Annotated in this window: 15 protein-coding genes, 1 tRNA gene and 1 pseudogene; 8 read left to right on the plus strand and 9 right to left on the minus strand. The window is 63.0% G+C overall.

What is annotated here, in order from left to right:
- Positions 1-197: 197 nt before the first annotated feature.
- Together P6U28_RS17155 and P6U28_RS17160 are read right to left on the minus strand one after the other, a co-directional pair.
- Complete coding sequence (locus P6U28_RS17155; protein WP_122406618.1) at positions 198-806, minus strand: cysteine hydrolase family protein; 609 nt, start codon at positions 804-806, stop codon at positions 198-200.
- Between the two features lie 37 nt (positions 807-843).
- Positions 844-3165, minus strand: a complete 2322-nt coding sequence (locus tag P6U28_RS17160; protein WP_129143230.1) for an FdhF/YdeP family oxidoreductase — start codon at positions 3163-3165, stop codon at positions 844-846.
- Positions 3166-3341: 176 nt separating this feature from the next.
- Between P6U28_RS17160 and fdhD the strand changes: the two genes are divergently transcribed.
- The 4 genes from fdhD (at position 3342) to P6U28_RS17180 (ending at position 8943) form a co-directional block, all read left to right on the plus strand.
- Entirely contained in the window at positions 3342-4130 is a 789-nt protein-coding gene (gene fdhD / locus P6U28_RS17165) for a formate dehydrogenase accessory sulfurtransferase FdhD (protein ID WP_174221577.1), read from the plus strand.
- Between the two features lie 405 nt (positions 4131-4535).
- Positions 4536-5873, plus strand: a complete 1338-nt coding sequence (locus P6U28_RS17170) for an erythromycin esterase family protein (RefSeq protein WP_129143228.1) — start codon at positions 4536-4538, stop codon at positions 5871-5873.
- 2 nt (positions 5874-5875) lie between these two features.
- A complete protein-coding gene (locus P6U28_RS17175; RefSeq protein WP_122402795.1) occupies positions 5876-7198 on the plus strand; it encodes a phosphoribosyltransferase family protein in 1323 nt (440 codons plus the stop codon).
- Positions 7199-7785: 587 nt separating this feature from the next.
- Positions 7786-8943 carry a S1C family serine protease gene (locus P6U28_RS17180; RefSeq protein ID WP_160118820.1) on the plus strand — a complete coding sequence of 386 codons (1158 nt, stop codon included), beginning with the start codon at positions 7786-7788 and terminating at the stop codon, positions 8941-8943.
- A gap of 89 nt (positions 8944-9032) precedes the next feature.
- Here the strand turns inward: P6U28_RS17180 and P6U28_RS17185 are convergent, their stop codons facing one another.
- From P6U28_RS17185 to P6U28_RS17195, 3 genes are all read right to left on the minus strand, one after another.
- A complete protein-coding gene (locus P6U28_RS17185; protein WP_244607975.1) occupies positions 9033-10937 on the minus strand; it encodes a diguanylate cyclase domain-containing protein in 1905 nt (634 codons plus the stop codon).
- A gap of 118 nt (positions 10938-11055) precedes the next feature.
- Positions 11056-13188: a glycosyltransferase gene (locus P6U28_RS17190; protein WP_244608019.1), complete on the minus strand. Its 2133-nt coding sequence runs from the start codon at positions 13186-13188 to the stop codon at positions 11056-11058.
- 21 nt (positions 13189-13209) lie between these two features.
- The gene (locus P6U28_RS17195; RefSeq protein ID WP_407122804.1) at positions 13210-14220 is read right to left on the minus strand and encodes an HlyD family efflux transporter periplasmic adaptor subunit; all 1011 of its coding nucleotides are present in this window, start codon (positions 14218-14220) and stop codon (positions 13210-13212) included.
- Between the two features lie 476 nt (positions 14221-14696).
- On the opposite strand from P6U28_RS17195, the gene P6U28_RS17200 reads away from it, so the two are divergent.
- A complete protein-coding gene (locus tag P6U28_RS17200) occupies positions 14697-14969 on the plus strand; it encodes a hypothetical protein (protein ID WP_129143225.1) in 273 nt (90 codons plus the stop codon).
- A gap of 480 nt (positions 14970-15449) precedes the next feature.
- On the opposite strand, the gene P6U28_RS17205 is transcribed toward P6U28_RS17200, so the two are convergent.
- Together P6U28_RS17205 and P6U28_RS17210 are read right to left on the minus strand one after the other, a co-directional pair.
- A tRNA-Leu gene (locus tag P6U28_RS17205) sits at positions 15450-15534 on the minus strand.
- A gap of 165 nt (positions 15535-15699) precedes the next feature.
- Positions 15700-15942 carry a FliM/FliN family flagellar motor switch protein gene (locus tag P6U28_RS17210; protein WP_018647371.1) on the minus strand — a complete coding sequence of 81 codons (243 nt, stop codon included), beginning with the start codon at positions 15940-15942 and terminating at the stop codon, positions 15700-15702.
- A 67-nt stretch (positions 15943-16009) separates the two neighbouring features.
- Between P6U28_RS17210 and lipB the strand changes: the two genes are divergently transcribed.
- A complete protein-coding gene (lipB, locus tag P6U28_RS17215) occupies positions 16010-16759 on the plus strand; it encodes a lipoyl(octanoyl) transferase LipB (protein ID WP_122402792.1) in 750 nt (249 codons plus the stop codon).
- 186 nt (positions 16760-16945) lie between these two features.
- Positions 16946-17659: a DNA helicase gene (locus P6U28_RS17220; RefSeq protein WP_122402791.1), complete on the plus strand. Its 714-nt coding sequence runs from the start codon at positions 16946-16948 to the stop codon at positions 17657-17659.
- 47 nt (positions 17660-17706) lie between these two features.
- Here the strand turns inward: P6U28_RS17220 and P6U28_RS17225 are convergent, their stop codons facing one another.
- Positions 17707-18129 (minus strand): 4-oxalocrotonate tautomerase family protein, encoded by a 423-nt coding sequence (locus tag P6U28_RS17225; RefSeq protein ID WP_122402790.1) that lies wholly within the window; start codon positions 18127-18129, stop codon positions 17707-17709.
- 111 nt (positions 18130-18240) lie between these two features.
- Between P6U28_RS17225 and P6U28_RS17230 the strand changes: the two genes are divergently transcribed.
- Positions 18241-19092: a LysR substrate-binding domain-containing protein gene (locus P6U28_RS17230; RefSeq protein ID WP_122402789.1), complete on the plus strand. Its 852-nt coding sequence runs from the start codon at positions 18241-18243 to the stop codon at positions 19090-19092.
- Between the two features lie 16 nt (positions 19093-19108).
- Here the strand turns inward: P6U28_RS17230 and P6U28_RS17235 are convergent.
- Positions 19109-19309, minus strand: a pseudogene (locus P6U28_RS17235) (DUF1731 domain-containing protein); the annotation flags it as partial.
- Position 19310 lies beyond the last annotated feature (1 nt).

A 19310-nucleotide genomic window follows, 5' to 3' on the forward strand; every position in this document is an offset into this window, starting at 1 on the left:
TGCGGCGGCCTGCGCGCAAGCCTCGTCCTTCGAGACGGCGCTTACGCGCCTCCTCAGGATGAGGCTAGTCCGCGTCGGGAGCCCGCATAAAGCGGGCGTCTCGAAGATGGCCGCAGAAGCACTCTCAAACGCGATAGCCCTGCACCTCGAGAGGCGCCGAGGCGCACTACTCACCTTGGAGACTGCAGCTCGCGCACCTACTCCCGCCAGAACTCGGCCAGCTCTTCCGCCGTCACCAGATCGACCTGGCCGTGGAAGCGGGTCCGATACATCGTCATGAGCGCATCGTGCCCGACATCGGATGAGCTGCACAGCGCATCCTCCACGATGACGACCCTGAAGCCGAGATCGACGGCGCTCAGGACCGTCGAGAGCACGCAGACGTCCGTCTCTGCGCCTGAAATCACGACGGTACCGACGTTCTTTTCGACCAGCAGGCTCGCCAGACCGGGGTTGCTGAACGCTGAATAGGCCGGCTTATCGATAACGGCGGCCGGCGGCACGAACCGGTTCAAGGCCGGCACGAGCTCGAGAGCGGATGGCGGCAGATGCCTGCGGGTCGCTTGGTGCCAGCGGTGAAAATAGCTCCGCCACTGCCCCGGGCGATCCTCTGGATCCTGCGGCGTGATGAAGCGGGTGAAGATCGTTCTCGCCGGACGGCGCGAAACGACCGAGACGATCGTCGGCAGGACGCGCTCCATCCAGGGCGTCGCCCAAAGGCCGCCGGGAGCGAAAATGTTCTGCATGTCGATGCACAAGTGAACGGCATCGCTGATGTCGGCAACATCCGACGTACCGTCCCTCATCGTGCTCGCCCCCTGAACATGCGGCTTCATCCACCATTCACAACGCCGAAATCGAGGCCTCTCCGGCATCGATGATCTCGGGCGGAACATCCTTGAACAGGCGTACCGGGATGGACTTGGCGGCGGGGACCTTGCTGCCTTCCGCGTAGTGCCAGAGCGGAACGAGCACGTTGCACTCGGGGTAATAAGCCGCAATGCTCCTGCGCGGAATGCCGTAGGGGACGACCTGGAGCTCGCTCAAGCTGCGCGCGACCCCGTCGTCCGCCTCCGTCACCAGCGTGACGGTATCTCCGGATTTCAGCCCGTCGCTTTCCATGTCGGCGGGATTCATGAACACGACATAGCGGCTGCCCTTGATGCCGCGAAAGCGATCGTCTTCCGTATAGATCGTCGTGTTGAACTGTCCGTCGGCGCGCATCGTCATCAACTCATAGATGCCGTCGCTTTCGCGCGGCGGCGCGAAGGCCGACTTCGGAACGGTGAAGTTCGCCTTGCCGCTCGGGGTCTTCCACTTCCGCTCGCGAGCCGCCAGCGGCCGCGGAAAGCCGCCAGGCTCGAACATGCGCGTGTTGAAGTCCTTGAACTGATCAGGATACGTGTGCTCGATGGCATCGCGAACGCGCGAGTAATCGGCGGTCCAGGCATCCCAATCGATCTTGGGATTGGCCTTCAATGTCGCCTTTGCGAGCGATGCGATGACAGCCGGCTCCGACAGGAGCTGTTCGGCCACCGGCCGGCGCTGGCCACGCGAGCCGTGAATACAGGCGGTGGAATCCTCCATCGACACGGCCTGCGGACCACTTGCCTGCCGGTCGATCTCGATCCGGCCGAGACACGGCAGGAGATAAGTGATCTCGCCGGGCACAATATGGGTGCGGTTGAGCTTGGTCGCGATCTGCACCGACAGGCGCAGGTCGGACCACGCGGGCTCCATCAACGATCGCTCGGGCACGGCACGCAGGAAATTGCCGCCAAGGCTGACAAAGCCGCGCACTCTGCCCTTCAGAATGCCCTCGCAAGAGTCGACGGTGGACAGGCCGTCCCATCGCGGCGGCTCGAACCCGTAGAGCTCTGCTAGCTTGTCGAGCGGCACAAGTTTGGTCTTCTCGGAGATACCGACGGTGCGCTGGCCCTGGACATTGGAGTGGCCTCGGATCGGCGAGATCCCAGCACCAGGTTTGCCGATATTGCCGCGGAGCAGCAACAGGTTGACGATCATCTTGGTCGTCTCGACCCCGTGCTTGTGCTGGGTGATGCCCATGCCGTAATTGGCGATCACGGCGTTGGCAGCCATGTAAGTGTTCGCGGCCTCGCGCAAGGCCATCCGGGAGAGTCCCGAGGCCCGCTCGATCTCTTCCCAGCCCTGGGTGCGGCAGAACGCAGCGAATTCCTCGAAGCCGGACGTGTGCTGGTCAATGAACGCAGCATCGACGATGCGCGGACTCCCATTGGCCCGGGCGAGGTCGTCCGCCTCGATCACCCATTTGCAGATCCCGGTGATGGCGGCGGCGTCACCGCCGACCCGTACCTGATAATATTGCGAGCTGATGCGCGTGCCACCCGCGATCATCTGAACGGGATTTTGCGGATTGACGAAGCGCTCCAGGCCGCGCTCTCGGAGCGGATTGAAGGTCACGATCGGGACACCCCGTTGCGCCGCCTCCTGCAGCGGATGCAGCATGCGCGGCGCGTTGGTGGTGGTATTGTGTCCGAAGAAAAAGATGCAATCGGTAGCCTCGAAGTCCTGCAGCAGAACGGTGCCGACCGGAACTCCGATCACCTCCGGCAGTGCCACCGACGTGCTCTCGTGGCACATGTTCGAACTGTCGGGGAAATTGTTGGTGCCGTACATGCGACCGAACAATTGATACATGTAGCTCGCTTCGAGCGAGGCGCGGCCGGACGTGTACATCACGACCGAGCGCGGATCGAGCCGGTTCAGCTCAGTGCCGATGTGCCGGAAAGCCTCGTCCCAATCGACCGGCAGGTATTTGTCGCTGGCCCGGTCGTAACGCATCGGCATCGTCAGGCGCCCCTGCTCCTCCAGCTGGTGATCGGACCAGGTTCGCAGCTCGGTCAGCGTATGCTGCGCAAAGAACTCCGGAGTCACTGTCTTCCGTGTGATCTCCCAGGCAGTCGCCTTGGCGCCGTTCTCGCAGAACTCGAACGGACGCGGCTTGGCCGGTTTGGCCCAGGAGCAGCTGACGCACATGTATCCATCGGGCTTGTTCTGCTTGAGCAGTATCTCGCTGCCGAGGATCGCAACCTCTTCCTGCGTGAGAACATGGGCAAGGGCGTTGAGCGAGCCCCATCCGCCGGCCGGAGCATCATACTTCTCGACCTTCGCCTTCTGTCGCATGATGCTTCCTTCGATTGCAGGCCCCGCACTCAAACCCGAGACACCATTGCAGGTTCCTAAGCGCCCGGAACCTTGCGCGGGCTCGCGCGTCATGACCCGACGCAGGACGAGTATCCATGCACGGCTCTCAATCTGGCGCACGCGATCGCGCATCGACACCCACGGCCTCGGTCACAATGCAGCGGCTCACGTCGAGTGGCATGCATGATGCGCGTATCGTGGCAGAGGAATGTCCGGTGGCACTCGTCTACGACGGCACGACCGTCGCGGTCCTGATGGCCACTCCCACCGACCTGACCGACCTGGCCCAGGGGTTCAGTCTGACCGAAGGGATCATTCGCGACATCGGCGAGATCGCGGAACTCAGTGTCGTTTCCGGTCCCGACGGAATCGAGCTGCGTCTGTGGCTGCGACCGGACGCGGGGCGCCGGCTGAAGGAACGACGGCGGCGGCTCGTCGGCCCAACCGGGTGCGGGCTGTGCGGCATCGACAGCCTGCGGGAAGCGGGCCGGATCGTTCAGCCCGTCGAGCACTGGGTGTGCCTCACCTCCGAACAGATCGGCACTGCGATCGCGGCGCTCAGCGACACGCAAGTCCTCAATCACAGGACTCATGCCACCCATGCCGCGGGTTTTTTCGAGCCCGACAGAGGAGCCATGCTGGTCCGCGAGGATGTGGGCCGCCACAACGCGCTCGACAAACTTGCGGGCGCTCTGGCCATGGAAGGGAGATCCGGATGCACGGGCGCCGTGATCCTCACCAGCCGGATATCCGTCGAGATGGTGCAAAAAACGGCAGCTATCGGCGCCGGAATCGTCGTCGGCATGTCAGCGCCAACCGCGCTTGCAGTCCGAACGGCCGAGGCCAGTGGCATCACGCTTGTCGGTATCGCGCGGGGAAACGAGTTCGAGATCTTCAGCCATCCAACGCGGGTGTCTTCGCTCACCGCCGCGGAGCGGCCCTGACCGCGCCGCGTCGAGCCGGATTGCGACGCCGTTCAGGTCCGGGCTCGGCATCTCCTCGATCTCCTCCTTGGTCTAACGGCCTCATGACGGACCGGATCGCGATCGCGGAGTCTCCGCCACTTCTCGAAACCGGCCACGATCGACCACATTGAGCGCGATGACGGCAGCCTGGTGATCACCCCTTTCATCCCAGCCCGCCGCTTGGAGCTCCGGCATGGCTCCATCAGGGATCGGGGTCGCTACGCGACATTCACCGGGCGAGGAACGTCGGACCGGCGCTCGAGTTGGTTCGGGAGTAGCGCTGATCGGCGCTTCCTGCGCAGCGCGCGCCTGGGATAATCCCTGAAGCTCGTGTGCGCGTGCGCATCCCGGAGAAGCGCGCACAACCATCCAGGGGAACCTGGTATGACCCTTTCACCGGCTGCCGTGCAGATTCGCGAAAGGACCAATCGCGAGTTGATCGATCTCCTGCGCGAAGCGGGCGAGCATCTGCCGGCCGCCGAACGGGACGACTTCTCCTCGTTCTTCGACCGGTTCGGCGAGGCCAAAATCGTAATGCTCGGCGAATCTACGCACGGCACATCCGAGTTCTATCGCGCACGTGCCAGCATCACCCGGCAGTTGATCGAGCATCACGGTTTCAACATCGTCGCGGTCGAGGCCGATTGGCCGGATGCCACGACGATCGATCATCTCGTGCGGCAACTGCCGTCCGAACAGCCGCTGGAGCGGCCGTTCGAACGCTTTCCGACCTGGATGTGGCGAAACATCGAGGTGAAGCAGTTCGTGGACTACCTGCGCATCCACAACGATGCCTGCCGCGCGGAGCGGAAGGTCCAGTTCCGGGGACTCGACGTCTACAGCCTGAGGAGCTCCATTGCCGCCGTCATCGCCTATCTCGAGCGCGTCGACCCGGAGCGCGCCCGCGCGGCGCGCGAACGCTATTCCTGCCTCACGCCTTGGCAGGCCGACCCCGCCGGGTACGGTCATGCCGTCATGTTCGGACGAGACACATGTGAGGACGAGGTGGTCGCGCAATTGCGCGAGCTATTGGCGCAGCGCCTCTCCTATGCCGAACGCGATGGCGAGGCGTTCTTCAACGCCGCACAGAATGCGCGGATCGTGCGCGCGGCCGAGCAGTACTATCGCATCATGTATCGCGGTTCTACCGAGTCATGGAACCTGCGCGACCGTCATATGTTCGACACGCTGCAATATCTGATGCAGCAACGGGGGCCGCAGGCCAAGGCCGTAGTCTGGGCTCACAACTCGCACATCGGCAACGCCGCGGCAACTTCGATGGGCTGGGCCGGCGAATTCAACATCGGCGAGCTCGCGCGCAACAGCTATGGCGACGAGGCCGCGCTGATCGGCTTCGGCACCGATCGCGGTACGGTGGCTGCGGCGACCGATTGGGGCGGCGAGATGGAGATCAAGTCGGTTCGGCCCGCGCGCGAAGACAGCTATGAGTACCTGTTCCACCGCACGGGTCTGGCGCGTTCGCTGACCGACTTTCGGCCCCCCGGCCGGGGCGAGCTGCGCGACCGACTGACCGGCCCCAGGCTCGAGCGCGCCATTGGCGTCGTCTACCGGCCCGAGACGGAGCGCCTCAGCCACTATTTCGAGGCGGTGCTACCCGATCAGTTCGATGCCTTCGTCTGGTTCGAGGAAACCAATGCAGTGACGGCGCTTGCGACACGGGCCGCATCGGGCGCCGCAGAAACGTATCCCTTCGGGTTTTGATCATGGCAAGCGCGCGCGACGAGCTCGGCGAAGTGGTTGTCGGTCCGCACCGTCTCGCCGGCATTTTGGGCCTGCCGCAAGGCGCGATCGCCATCGTGATTTTTGCCCACGGCAGCGGCAGTGGCCGCCTCAGTCCGCGCAACAACCAGGTCGCTGCGGCGCTGCGTGAAGCGGGCTTCGCCACGCTGCTGCTCGATCTGCTCAGCCCGGAGGAGGAGCGCGATCGAGGCCACGTGTTCGACATCCCGCTATTGGCATCGCGACTCACGGAGGCCGCGGACTGGACCCGCGACAGGCCGGAGCTCGCAGCGCTTCCGATCGGCTATTTCGGCGCGAGCACGGGTGCTGCGGCTGCGCTGGTCGCGGCTGCCGGCCGACCGGACGTCGCGGCGGTGGTTTCGCGCGGCGGCCGCCCGGACCTGGCTGGCGAGGCGCTGCACGCCGTCACCGCGCCGACCCTGTTGATCGTCGGCGGCGCCGATCTGCCGGTGATCCCGCTCAACCGTTCAGCCTTTGCGGAGCTGTCCTGCGCAAAGGACCTCGTGATCGTGCCGGAGGCGACGCACCTGTTCGAAGAGCCTGGTGCGCTCGAACAGGTGACGCAACACGCCATCCGCTGGTTCCGCCGGTTTCTGCCTTCGCGGCGCTCGGACGCCGTAACGGATGATCATTTGGTTTTTGCCGACCGGCGAGACGCCGGCCGCCGGCTGGCCTCGGCGCTGACGAAGTTCAGAGACAGCGGCGCGATCGTGCTTGCCCTGCCGCGCGGTGGCGTGCCCGTCGCGTTCGAGATTGCGCGAGCGCTGCACGCCCAACTGGACGTCGTGCTGGTGCGCAAGATCGGGGCGCCGGGACACGAGGAACTCGGGCTCGGCGCGGTCGTCGATGGCGCTCATCCGCAGGTCGTGCTCAATGAGGAGATCCTGCGCGAGATCCAGCCGAGCACGGCCTACTTAGAGGCCGAGACCGCCCGCCAGCTCGCCGAAATCGAACGCCGCCGGCAGCTTTACCGCGACGGCGAACCGCCGCCGGAGATTGCCGGGCGCACCACGATCGTCGTCGACGACGGGATCGCGACGGGCGGAACGGTGAAAGCCGCGCTCAGGGCGCTGGCAAGGTCGAAGCCCGGCCATCTCGTACTTGCAGTGCCGCTGGCTCCCCGCGACTCGCTTGCCGATCTCAGTGCGGAGGTGGACGAGATCATCTGTCTCGTCAGCCCCGATCCGTTCTTTGCGGTGGGCATGCATTACAGGGATTTCGGCCAAACCTCGGATCAGGAAGTCACTGAGCTCCTGCGCCGCTCGAAGGCCACAGGAAGCGCTTAGTTGCCGCATCTCCGACGCGAGCGTCGCCGAATGCGGGCTCGATCAAGCGCTTGCCACCTACCGGGCCAGTACGAGAGAGAGTATCGCCAGAATCACGGCGCCGATGAGCCCCGCCAGGAAGATTGCTCTTCTCGCTGGCGTGCGAAGAATGATCTCTCCGCCCCTCGCCTTCTCCGCCGGATAGGGGTCCTTTGGCGGAGGGGGCGGCTCTGCTGGGCCTTCACGGTCGGCAAATGCAGATGGCGGAGTTCGGCGTGAACTTTCCTGGCGGCGCGTGGGCTCCGCCCGGTCCAACCAGGAACGGACTGTTCGCGGACGATAGAAGAAACCTTTGGCTCAGCTTGTCGTTGGGCGGAAGGTGGCGCTTACCGATCTCGGTCGTTGCGAGGCCAGGATGCCCTGCGAGGCATTTCAGAGGCGACCAAGAAGGAAGGTCGCCACATGCGGAGCAACTAACAAGCTGCCGCAGCCGCAATGTACTCAGTAGGCGATTTCGGCGAGCCAAGGCGCACCATCTCCTTGAGAGCACAGCTTTGCAAGACACGACAGCCGGCGATCGAAGCAGAGAGCCAGACAACGGAAGAGCTATGAAAATGGACTTGGCGTTACGAAAACTGATTCACGCCCACCTTCGAACATCTGCGATCAGCATGGTCGCACTAGCGGCCCTGACGGTTAGTACCGCGCCTGCCGAGCCGAAGTCGGATGGAGCGCCCAATACTTTCGCTGAGATCGCTGAGAGAGTTCAGCCGGCGGTCATTGGTGTCATCTCGAAATCTGCCGAACCTGAGCAAATTGTGCCAGATCTGCCGTTCAGCGATATGCCAGATGAAGATACCCCCGACGCGCAGGCCTCGAAACCCTCCGAAAAAGACCCGAACGTACGCGAAACGATTGCAATCGGATCGGGCTTCTTCATCTCTCCGGACGGCTACGCCGTGACCAACAGCCATGTCGTCAAGGACAACGGTACTGCCGAGATCCGCACGACCGACAAGAAAACCTACTCGGCAAAGGTGATCGGGAGGGACCCGCTCAGTGATCTGGCCCTCATCAAGGTCGACGGCCGCACCGACTTTGGCTACGTGAAGGTGGCGGAACAATCACCACGCGTCGGTGACTGGGTGCTCACCGCGGGCAATCCATTCGGGCTTGGTGGAACAGTCACGGCGGGCATCGTCTCGGCCCGCGAACGCGAAATCGAGAATGGTCCGACCGACGGCTTCCTTCAGATTGACGCACCGATCAACAGCGGCGATTCGGGCGGGCCAACTCTCGACACCAACGGCGATGTCATTGGCGTGAACAGTATGATCCTTTCTCTATCGGGTGGCTGGGCGGGCGTTGCATTTGCCATCCCAGCCGAAACGGTCAGGAGCGTGATACCCCAACTGAAGGAGAAGGGTACCGTAACACGCGGGTCGATAGGGGTCGAAGTCCAATCAGTGACCCCCGAGATCTCCGACAGCCTCGGTGCCGACGATCTTCACGGTGCGATCGTGACAAACGTTCAAACCAATGGTTCCGCGGCGAAGGCCGGCTTGCGAAGCGGCGACGTCATCACGAAGGTAGAAGGAGATGCGGTCAGGAGCGCCTCCGAATTGACAAAGAAGATCCACGCTATGGCACCCGGCTCCTCAGCTCAGCTCGCGATGGTTCGCGCCGGAAAGCAAAGTATATTGAGCGTGACCTTGGACCAGCTCCCACGCGAGCCGCGGCAGCGTCCACCTATAAATCCGGAGTAGTAGCCAACGTCCGCTGGAAAAGGCCTGGACCAGGAGACTTGGGCGACCAGGAGACTTGGGCAACCAGGAGACTTGGGCTGAGTTGCCATTCAAGCCCGTATCGAGCCGGGCCACGCGATGATTTGCCCTGACATCACAAGGCCGTTGCGCCCGCTGTCCTTGGCGGCGTAAAGCGCCTTATCCGCAGCCGCTATTAATGACGCGCAATCCGCCCTGTCGGTCAGCGCCACATGTGTTGCGCCGCCAATGCTCACAGTGACTTGCTTGGACGGCGGGTTGAGCGCGTGGAGGATGCCGAGTTCGTGGATCGCTTGCCGAATTTGCTCGCCGACCTGCTGGCAACCGCCTGCATCGGTGTTCGGTAACAGCAAGGCGAATTCCTCGCCACCATAACGCGCCGCCAGATCTGCCGGGCGTCTGGCGTACTCGCCCAGGACCCTGGCGATCGAGCGAAGACACGCGTCGCCGGCTTGATGGCCGTACTGATCGTTGAAGCTCTTGAAATGATCGACGTCGATCAGCAATAGCGATAAAGGCGTTCCGTCGCGCCTGGCCCGATCCCATTCCGCCGTCAGCCGCTCGTCGAAGTGCCTGCGATTTGCCAACGCCGTCAGGCCATCCGAAGTCGCGAGAGCCGACAGCTTATCCTCCAGGTCCTTATGCTCGGTCATGTCGCGCGAGATCGCCACTACGCCGTCGATGTCTGCACTCTGCTGATTCCTGGTGACGCGCAGCGCAGTTTCGATCCAGACCTCACTTCTCTCGCGATGACGGGTGCGATATGCAATTCTCGCCTCTTCGGCTTCGCCCTTCATCAGCGCGGAGATCGTTTGCTCAACACGTGCCAAGTCCGCGGGATTGATCCCGGCGAGAATTGACGTGTTCACCAACTCATTCGGAGCCCAGCCAAGAACCCGAGCGCTGGATGGCGACGCATAGAGGATCCGCCTGTCGATCGCGATGCGCATCACCATATCACCCGACTCCTCTGCAAGGAGGCGAAAATCTGCCTCCTTGGCGACCAGGGCTGCGGCCATCTTTTGCCGCTGGTGCAATTGATGCACCAGCAGGAGCCCTGCAACCGCCAGCCCTCCTGTCAGTCCCAGGACTGCAGCCATGCGCCCCAGAGCGGATCTGCGCCAGGGAGCCAAGACGTCCTCTTCGGATTCCGTGGCAACCACGAGAACAGGGTAGCGGGTGCTCCGTTGATAAAAGCTCAGGCGCCGAACCCCGTCGAGAGGCGAGGTGAAGTAGTAGGCGCCCGCAGCCGGCCGCTCGTGGAGGTTCCTGAACAGCGGTGCACCAGACAGATCGCGGCCCGTGTATCCGTTGTCGGGGCTGCGTGCGAGCACAATGCCATCAGCAGCAGCCAGCGCGATCGAACCATTCGGGCCGACGTCGAATCCGGCATAAAACTGCAGAAAAAAGTCAACGTCGATCGTCGTAAGGGCGACCCCCGCAAAACTGCCGTCGGGGTGATTGAAGCGCCTTGACGCGGTGATGATCCATTGCCCGCCCGATCGGCTCTTCACCGGATGTCCAATGAAGGTTCTCCGGTCATCCACGGCGCGATGATGCTGGAAATACTCCCTATCGCTGTTGTTGAGACCGGCGAAGTCCAGAGGCTCGCTGGTTGCGAGCCAGCGTCCGGTCTCGTCATAGATGAACACCGCCCGAATTCGATTCGCTGCCTTGCGCCGGGAAAGAAAGGCCTGAATCTTGGCAATTGCCGCAGGACCGGTTCCCTCGAGTTCGAGCTGGCCAACCAGAACATTGAGAACGGTGTCCGTGAGCTCGAAGGTGTCGTCCGCGTGTTGCGTCAGCGATCGGGCCAGATTGGCCATGTCCGTTTCGGAGTTCTTTAGCGTCGCTTGTCGCGAGGACCACTCCCGCCAGCCACTGAGTGCGACAATCGCCGCGCAGGCGACCGCCACAAATACGGATGCCCAGAACGTCAGACGCCCTTGGCGAACATCGCGGCGGTGATCGGCCAAGAGATATTCCCTCCACTCCTGAAACCCAAGACGAGTCGGGCTATGACGGGTTTGCCCATTTTCGGTTGAGGTTTGTGGCAGAACGTAGAAGGCGGCTGACCGCATCGCCGCCGACCGGCTAAGGCCAGGTTCTGGTGAAACCTGTCGGATGCAGGTTTCGAACTCCAGCGAGATGTGCCAGATCGCCGATCCGCGGTTGAGGCCGGATGACGAGGTTCTCGGCCGGCAGACGCTCAGCCGACGAAGACGCTGCGCCACTTGTCTCAATCCGGGGCAACGGCGCGGCCATTGACCAGATGCTCTTGAGCATCGTCGTGTTCACCGACCAAGCAACAGCGCTGGTCTCTTTCAGGCGGCCAACGGTGAAGAGCTTGCGAATCAACAGGTCTCGTTCAAGCGACTGTGGCAACCTGAACTGCAGTCCGACGAAGTGATCTCGTTGCTGCACGCTCGTCGCCTCGATCCAGCCCACCTGCATGATGTGTACGCGCAGCGGTTCTCCGTTGCGCGGGCACTCGAGACCGGAATCGAGCAAGACGCCCGCGCCGGAAAGGGAGATGTTGCTGATGCGCCCGGAAAGCAGTTCGCCAGCGTCGGTATGGATCACGACCGGTTCGTCGACTTCGAAGCGCTCCTCGGAACGCCCCATCCGCGCCTGTAGCGAGGTCATGCAGACGAAGAAGAGCACGACGATGTTCACGACGGACCAGAAGGCGACCATCGGTAAAGCGGCAGGATGATCGATGATCCGCCATTCCGGGATGGTGTTCAGAACGAGGCCGACAACCGTCAACGCCATCAGGGCCGCCGATAGCCAGAAGATATCTGCAGCATAAGTCGTGCGGCGCGCGGCGGCTCCCTTCGGCGTCACCCTGAATGCATGCCCTTTCGGCTTGACGAGTGTCCCGAGTACAGTCGGCAGAATCTTGAAGCTCTGGATAGTCGCCGACACCTGAGCAGCGAGCGGAAAGTGCGCGTGGGGCGCGAACCAGGAAATACCGCCGTTGAGCGCCAGGATCGCGGGAAACAAGTAATAGAAGACCGATTCAGGGGTGACCTCGACGACAGGCGCAAGGCCAGTCCACATGAAGACGATCGGAACCACCACGACCATGAGCGCCCGCAAGCCCAGTGAGAGCCAATGAGTCGGAAAGAAGAGGAGCCGATGCATCAGGCTCAGTCCGGGGCCGAGCGGCCCGGCGGCGAGATACAGGGTCTGGATCGCGCCGCGCGCCCAGCGTTGCCGTTGCACGAAAAACGCGCCAAGGCTTTCCGGCGCAAGGCCAATTGCCAGCGGTTCGCAAAGATAACGGGTGACGTACCCTTTGCGCAGCAGGACCAGCGTCAGCAGGATGTCTTCGGTGATGGACTGGGTCGGCAAGCAATCGCCGACCGTACGGAGGGCTGCACGACGGGTGACGGAGTTGGACCCACAACAGAAGGCACCATCCCAGCCGTCGCGCGCAGGCATGATGCAATCGAAGAAGAATCGTTGTTCGTCCGGCAGTCGCCGGTGCAGACCGAGATTCGCCTGCATCGGGTCCTCGTTGTAGAAGGCGTGCGGGCTCTGAACGATTGCGATCTTTGGATCGGCGAAGAAGCCCATTGTGCGCATCAGGAAATTGCGCTGCGGCACGAAGTCCGCGTCAAAGATCGCAAAGAAATCGCCATGCGTCATCGTCAGCGCATGATTGATATTACCGGCCTTCGCATTCAAATTGTCGGAACGAGTGAGATAACCGGCCCCCTTGCGTTCGCAGAGTTCCTTGAGCCAGGGCCTGCGACCGTCATCCAGGACCCAGACCTGGAAGTTGGGATAGTCCAGACATAGTGCGCCCGTGATGGTCTTTTCCAACACATCGAGCGGCTCGTCATAGGTGGGAATGAAGACGTCGACCGAGGGCAGTTCATCCTGCAGCAGGCCGCGAAGCCGGCGTTCGTGCTGATCTGCCTCGCTGCGTCGATCGGTCCTGCGTAGGAAGGTCAGGTAGAGAATAAACTGATCCGTGAAGGTCAGGAGCTCAACGAAGAGACAGAACCAGATCCAGCCGACCTGATACCAGCTCCCGCTTGCCGGCAGCACCGTTGTGAAGACACGCCATTCGAGATAGCGGGCAACGACGAGCCATACCGCGATGAAGACCGCTATACGCGCCCATGGGCGCGCGACCGCAAAGGTCGGCGCCAACAGGTACATCGCCGCAAAGACGCCCAGCATTGGCGCGAACAGCTGAGAGAGAGGCAGAATCATGGCCTGCACGGCAGTTCTCGCTCACAGGGATGATTGGTCGAGGTCCAGCCGAGCAGTCAGCCATTTCAGCTTCGAGCTGACCAAGTGAAGCAGGCCATCGGCTCTGCGCTCGAAGCGAACTTCGGCCAATCGTCCGATATCGCAGGAGCCGTTGTGGTCGGCCGCCGTCTCGTTGGGCGGCAACGAGATCTCGACGGTAATATTGCCGGGATCCGGCCGCTGCACCCGAGCCGCGAGCAGTCGATCATCGGCGTATGCCGCCGAGCCGCGAACTTGCCGGACCTGGCCGGTCTTCCAATCCCGACTCCCGATCAGGCGGACAGCCGCCGCATCTCCGGCCTTGATCTTCTCGAAATCGCGCTCGGGCAGTTCAACGACGATGAAGCGGCGCTCGCAATCTGCAAAATCAAAGACCGATTGCCCTTCCGTGACCATCGAGCCTGGACTGGCCGCGACCGACCAGACCACATGGGCTGCGGGCAACGATAGATCGTAGTGTTGAAGGCGATCAAGTCGAGCGCGCTCCTCTGCGATTTCAGCGGCCAGCTGCGCGGAACGCGAGCTGTTTTGCAGCAGGTCCGTCTCGAGCTCCTGGCGGCGGAGAACAAGCCGCTCGCGCTGCTGCTGAGAATAAGGCACGTCATTGGCATCGCTGCGAAGATAAATGCCCTTCTCGGCCGCCGCCAACTCGGTCTTGAAGCGCTGCAGGCGCTCATCGGCCATCTGACACCGCGTTGCAGTTGCTTCCTGAGACGCTTGGGCCTCGGCCGAACGGATCTGTGAGCTGATGCCGAGCTTAACGAGCCTCTCCATCCGGCCCGCGACATCGTTCCGCTGCCGCGCCTCGGCGAGACAGCCACCTCTTTCAGCCTCCGTTTCTCCGATCTCGTGACTGAGGCGCGCCATCGCCCCCAAACGATAGTCCTCACTGCGCTCGCCGAGCTTGCGATCGAGCTCGGCGATTTCCTCAAGTTGCCGACGTGCGAGCTCGGCGCGTTTGGTGGACACGGCAAGCTGCTGATCGAGGTCCATGAGGTGCCGACGATCCGGCGAACGCGCCTCGACCAGCGACACCACCCGGGCGCGCTGGAAATATTCACCTTTGCGTGGAAGATCAGGCGCGAGCTGACCCGCGATCGGTGCAGTCACTCGCATGAGCTCGGCGTTGACGAAGGCGGAGGGAGCGATTCGGTAGGTCACATACGGCAGCAGGGCCCATCCGCTCAGAGCGATGATGCCGAGCGCCAGGGATCGCCTGACGGTTCGGCTACGAATGAAGCGTTCGACATGCAAGCGGACCACGACTGAACCTCCAATAGGCTTTGGTCGCTGCGCCTGCCCCGGCGAAGCAAACCAATCGCCGCCGCTCGCCCAGCATTTCCGCGAAGTCTGCGTCTGAGGCGCCAGTCAATCCGCTGTCATTTGCCGGCATCGGATTTCGTCGCGTCGCAAACTCGTCGTCGCAACCGAGAGAAGTGTATCGAGCTTTCACCACATGAGGTTAATCCGTGTCAAAACCGGATGATTACGGCCCGCACAGAAATCACGATGCCAACTTATCCCGGCTTGAAAGACGCATTGGCGGCAATCTCCTCCGCGAAGCAGCCTTGCAATCGGTCGAGACTGATCATCGCGCGCGCTTTGATGCGACCGTCTGCGAAGAGGATGCCGCACACGCCGGCTGCACCGCTCAGCTCATCGTCCAGCAACGGCGCGCTTTAGCGCTTTTCGGAGGCGCGCCTTCCGAGCGCGTCACCACATTGGGCGAACGCAGAGGATAGACGTTGTCGCTATAGTGGCGGGTGCAAACGTCCGGGCCGCGATCGAGCAGCAGCCGTGCACAGTCCCCGCGATCTTGCGAGGCCGCATGTGCCGTTCGCCGCGCCCAGGTCAGGATGCGAATCCCGCCGACCCGTTGGCGCGGCGCCCCCCACCGCGGAGACCGTGATGGCGTTGCTCTGCGCGCATCCGTTCGCAAAATCACAGCCGCACGTTGCGAGTTCGGGTCCGGTGAGTTGTCCGCGATGAGAGCCGGCCGATGTCTAGGGTTGGCGAGGCCACTGCCTCACGCGCAAATCGTGATTTTCCCGGCGCGCAGTTGGTCCACCGAAGACACGACCAGGCAAAGGGACTAACGCGCGATCGAGATATGCAGGATCAAGAAGCGGGGATGCGCCCAAATGCGATTCTATTCGCGGTCTGGAGCAATAGACTGGGAAGAGAAGCCGCGAAATCTTTTGTAAAACAGAGGCTTATGCCCTTGGTGCGCTCGGAGGGACTCGAACCCCCACGGTGTTACCCACTGCCACCTCAAGGCAGCGCGTCTACCAGTTCCGCCACGAGCGCTAAGGGATGCCGGCTTGAGGTTTTGAGGCCGGCCGGATCAGCGGCGCCGATCTAACAAATCCATCATGGGGATACAAGCCTACAAAAGCCCTGAATTCCACAAGCTTGGCAGGAAAAACGCCGCCCTCCCCAGGAGATCGGCCGCTCCCGCGTGCCCCCGGGGCCCTACCTGGTCCCCGGCGAGCGCGGCAGCATCTGCTTGACCTCGACCGCGATGCGGTTGCGGTCGACCAGCACGACGCCGGAGGCGACCGGCAGATTATTGGCGAGCACCTTGACCTCGTCGGCCTCTGTTGCATCCAGCTCGATGATGGCGCCGCGGGAAAGACGTAATACTTGATGGATCGGCATGGTGGTCGTCCCGAGGACGACCATGAGATCCACGGTGACTTTATCGAGAGTGGGCACTGTCAGGACCGCTGCTACATGAGACTGGCATTTGCTCCCGAGATGATCACCACGTTATGGTTAGCCAATGGTTAATTCCCCTGAAAGCCCCCGCCAAAACCAACGGCAAGAGCTCGATCTGACGTCGCTTTCCGCCTCAGGCGGTGAGCCCGTCCAATGGCTCATCTCGGAAGCTCCGGTGCCCTATCCGGACGCGGTGGCCGCGATGGAGGCCCGGGTCGCCGCGATCGCGGCGGGCGAGTCCCCGGAATTGGTCTGGCTGCTCGAACACCCCCCGCTCTACACCTCGGGCACCTCGGGCAAGGAGTCCGACCTGCTCGATGCCCGTTTCCCGACCTTCGCAACCGGGCGCGGCGGGCAGCTCACCTATCACGGGCCGGGTCAGCGGGTGGCCTATGTCATGCTGGACCTCAAGCGGCGCCGGCCCGACGTCCGGGCCTATGTCGCAGGTCTGGAGGAGCTGATCCTGCGCACACTCGCCGCCTTCAACGTCCGCGGCGAGCGGCGCGAGGACCGGGTTGGTGTCTGGGTCAGGCGGCCCGACAAGGGGACGGATCACGAGGACAAGATTGCAGCGATCGGCGTCCGCCTCAAGCGCTGGGTCTCGTTCCACGGCATCGCCATCAATGTCGAGCCCGAGCTGTCGCATTTCTCGGGCATCGTGCCCTGCGGCGTCGCCGATCCCCGCTACGGCGTCACCTCGCTGGTCGATCTCGGCCAGCTCGTGACCATGGCCGATGTCGACATCGCGTTGAGGCAGGCGTTCGAAGAGCTGTTCGGACCGACCACGGCTCTGGTGCCCGAGGCCGCCGTCTAGCGGACACGCAGCAGGCCGTTCTCCGCAGACGTGGAATCGGCTACGCTCAATTCCGGCGCCGCCCACGCCTCCCCCCTCCGCCGGGAAAGCAGACTTCATGCCGGGCGAATTGATCATCGGACCGACTGTTCGAGCGCTGGGCATAAGGAGGGATTGCGATCATGCTCGGAATGGGAGGTTCTCACGATGAGACTGTCTGCGCCCATCTATCATCTCAAGCGCAAGGCGAAGCGCCTGTCCCGCGAGGAAGGCATTCCACTCCACGACGCACTTGACCGCATCGCCACCACGGAAGGGTTTTCCGCCTGGAGCCTGCTCGCGGCGAAAGCCGCGGCGGAGACGCCGGCCGGCAAGCTGTTTTCTCAATTCCGGCCGGGTGACCTTGTGCTGGTCGCTGCGCGCCCCGGTCATGGCAAAACCCTGATGAGTCTCGAACTTGCGGTGGAGGCCATGAGATCAGGCAGCCACGCGGCGTTCTTCTCGCTCGAATACACAGAAGGAGACGTTCTGGACCGCTTGCGGGCGATCGGCGTCGATCCCGCGCAATTCGACAATTTATTCGAGGTGGATTGCTCCGACGAGATCAGCGCCGAATACGTCGTCAAGCGGATGGCTCCGGTCCCACGCGGCACATTCGTCGTGATCGACTATCTGCAACTGCTCGACCAGAGGCGCGAAAATCCTGACCTCTCCGTTCAGGTACGTGCGCTGAAATCGTTCGCACGTGACAAGGGACTGATCGTGGTTTTCATCTCGCAGATCGATCGATCCTACGATCCCTCGACCAAGCCCTGTCCTGATCTCAGCGATGTCAGGTTGCCGAACCCGCTGGACCTGAAGCTGTTCGACAAGACGTGCTTCCTCAATAATTCCGAGGTTCGGTTCCGCGCAGCGAGCTGACGATCGCAACCGGCCGCGGGTGAGATTGCTCACCCGCGGCTTTCGGATCACGCCGCCTGCAGCGCAACCTCGAGCTTGCCGGCGATGTAGCGCCGCTCCTGGGTGAGGCCGCCGAAACCGTAGGCGTCGCCCTTGACCTCGTCGACATGCAGGTAAGTCTCGGGATGCAGCGGTCCCAGAATCTCGGCCATGCGCTCGAACATGGCGGCGAGATAGGCCGCCTTCTCGTCCTTGGTGTTGGTGCCTTCGGTGACGTGGATGTCGATCCAGTAGCTCGCAAGCTTCTGCTCGGCGAGCGACTGGCCGCCGGCGAACCAGTCGCCCGCATCCACGGACTTCACGATGATGGCGGTGACCTTGGGATCCTTGTGCAGGATCTTTGCGGTGAGCTCGGACACAGCATTCGCGATGTCGGCCTTCAGGGAGGGCGACTGACGAGACGAAGTGTAGGAGACGGTGATCAGCGGCATGGTGGTTCTCCTCGAGATGCCGCACCAATTGCGCGGCGTTGGTGAGAAGCTAGACCCGGGCTCATCATTTTGGTATCTTATCTATTCTGATATCAGTGATAACTATCTATAATGAATGCCATGCTCGATATCGCCACCGTCCAGGCGTTCCTGCTGGTCGCCGATCTCCAGAGCTTTACCCGTGCCGCCGAAGTGCTCGGCACGACGCAGGCGGCTGTCAGCCTCAAGCTGCAGCGGCTGGAGACGTTGCTGGGCAAACGCCTCGTCGAACGTTCTCCGCGCGCGGTCAGGCTCACCGCCGAGGGCGCGGCCTTCCTCGATCGCGCCCGCGCGCTGATGACGGCGCATGACCGCGCGCTCTCGGGCGAAGCGCCGCCCCCGCGATCGCTCTCGCTCGGCATCTCCGATCACGCGGCGGGAGCCGAACTGGTACCGCTACTCGAACGGCTGCACGCGATGTCGCCCAATCTCACTCTCGCCGTCACCATCGGCTTCTCGCGCGAGATGCAGGATGCCTACGACGCCGGCGAGCTGGATGCGGTGATCGTGCGTCAGGAAGGCAGCCGCCGCGGCGGCGAGAAGCTGGCTGAGGACGAGTTTTGCTGGTTTGCCTCACGACGCTTCACTCTGCCGAAAGGCGAGCCCCTGCCGCTCGCGACCCTCGCTCCCCCCTGCGGCGTTCGCGCCATCGCCGTGCGCGCGCTCGACAAGGCCGGTATCGCCTGGCGCGAGCGCTTCGTCGGTGGCGGCGTCACTGCGGTGGTCGCGGCAGCCCTTGCCGGTCTTGCGATCGCACCGCTGGCGCGGCGCATTGCGCCCCCCGGCCTGATCGACATCGGGCCCGCGCACAAGCTGCCGAAACTCGGCAGCTCGAAGGTAATGCTGCATTCGAAGATCAGCGATCCCGCCAAGCTGGCGGCGCTACGCGCGGTGGCGGCAACGTTCCGAAGCGCCGGCGCTTGAGTCCGCCTAACCCCCACAAGATCGCCTCGAACGCGCTCCCGTCGTCTCGTGACGAAACACGAAGCCGCGGCTCAGAGCGCCTTGTTGGGCGGCACGCGCTGGCCGCCCAGCAGCAGCTCATCGGCAAAGCCGCCACGGCCCAGCCGGTGCAGGCGGCGGGCGGGCTCTTCGGTCAATTCTTGCATTAATAACTGGGGATCGGCGCCGTGGCGTTGACG

Source organism: Bradyrhizobium sp. STM 3561 (assembly GCF_045571455.1).
In the GTDB taxonomy this organism is placed as follows: Bacteria; Pseudomonadota; Alphaproteobacteria; order Rhizobiales; family Xanthobacteraceae; genus Bradyrhizobium; species Bradyrhizobium vignae.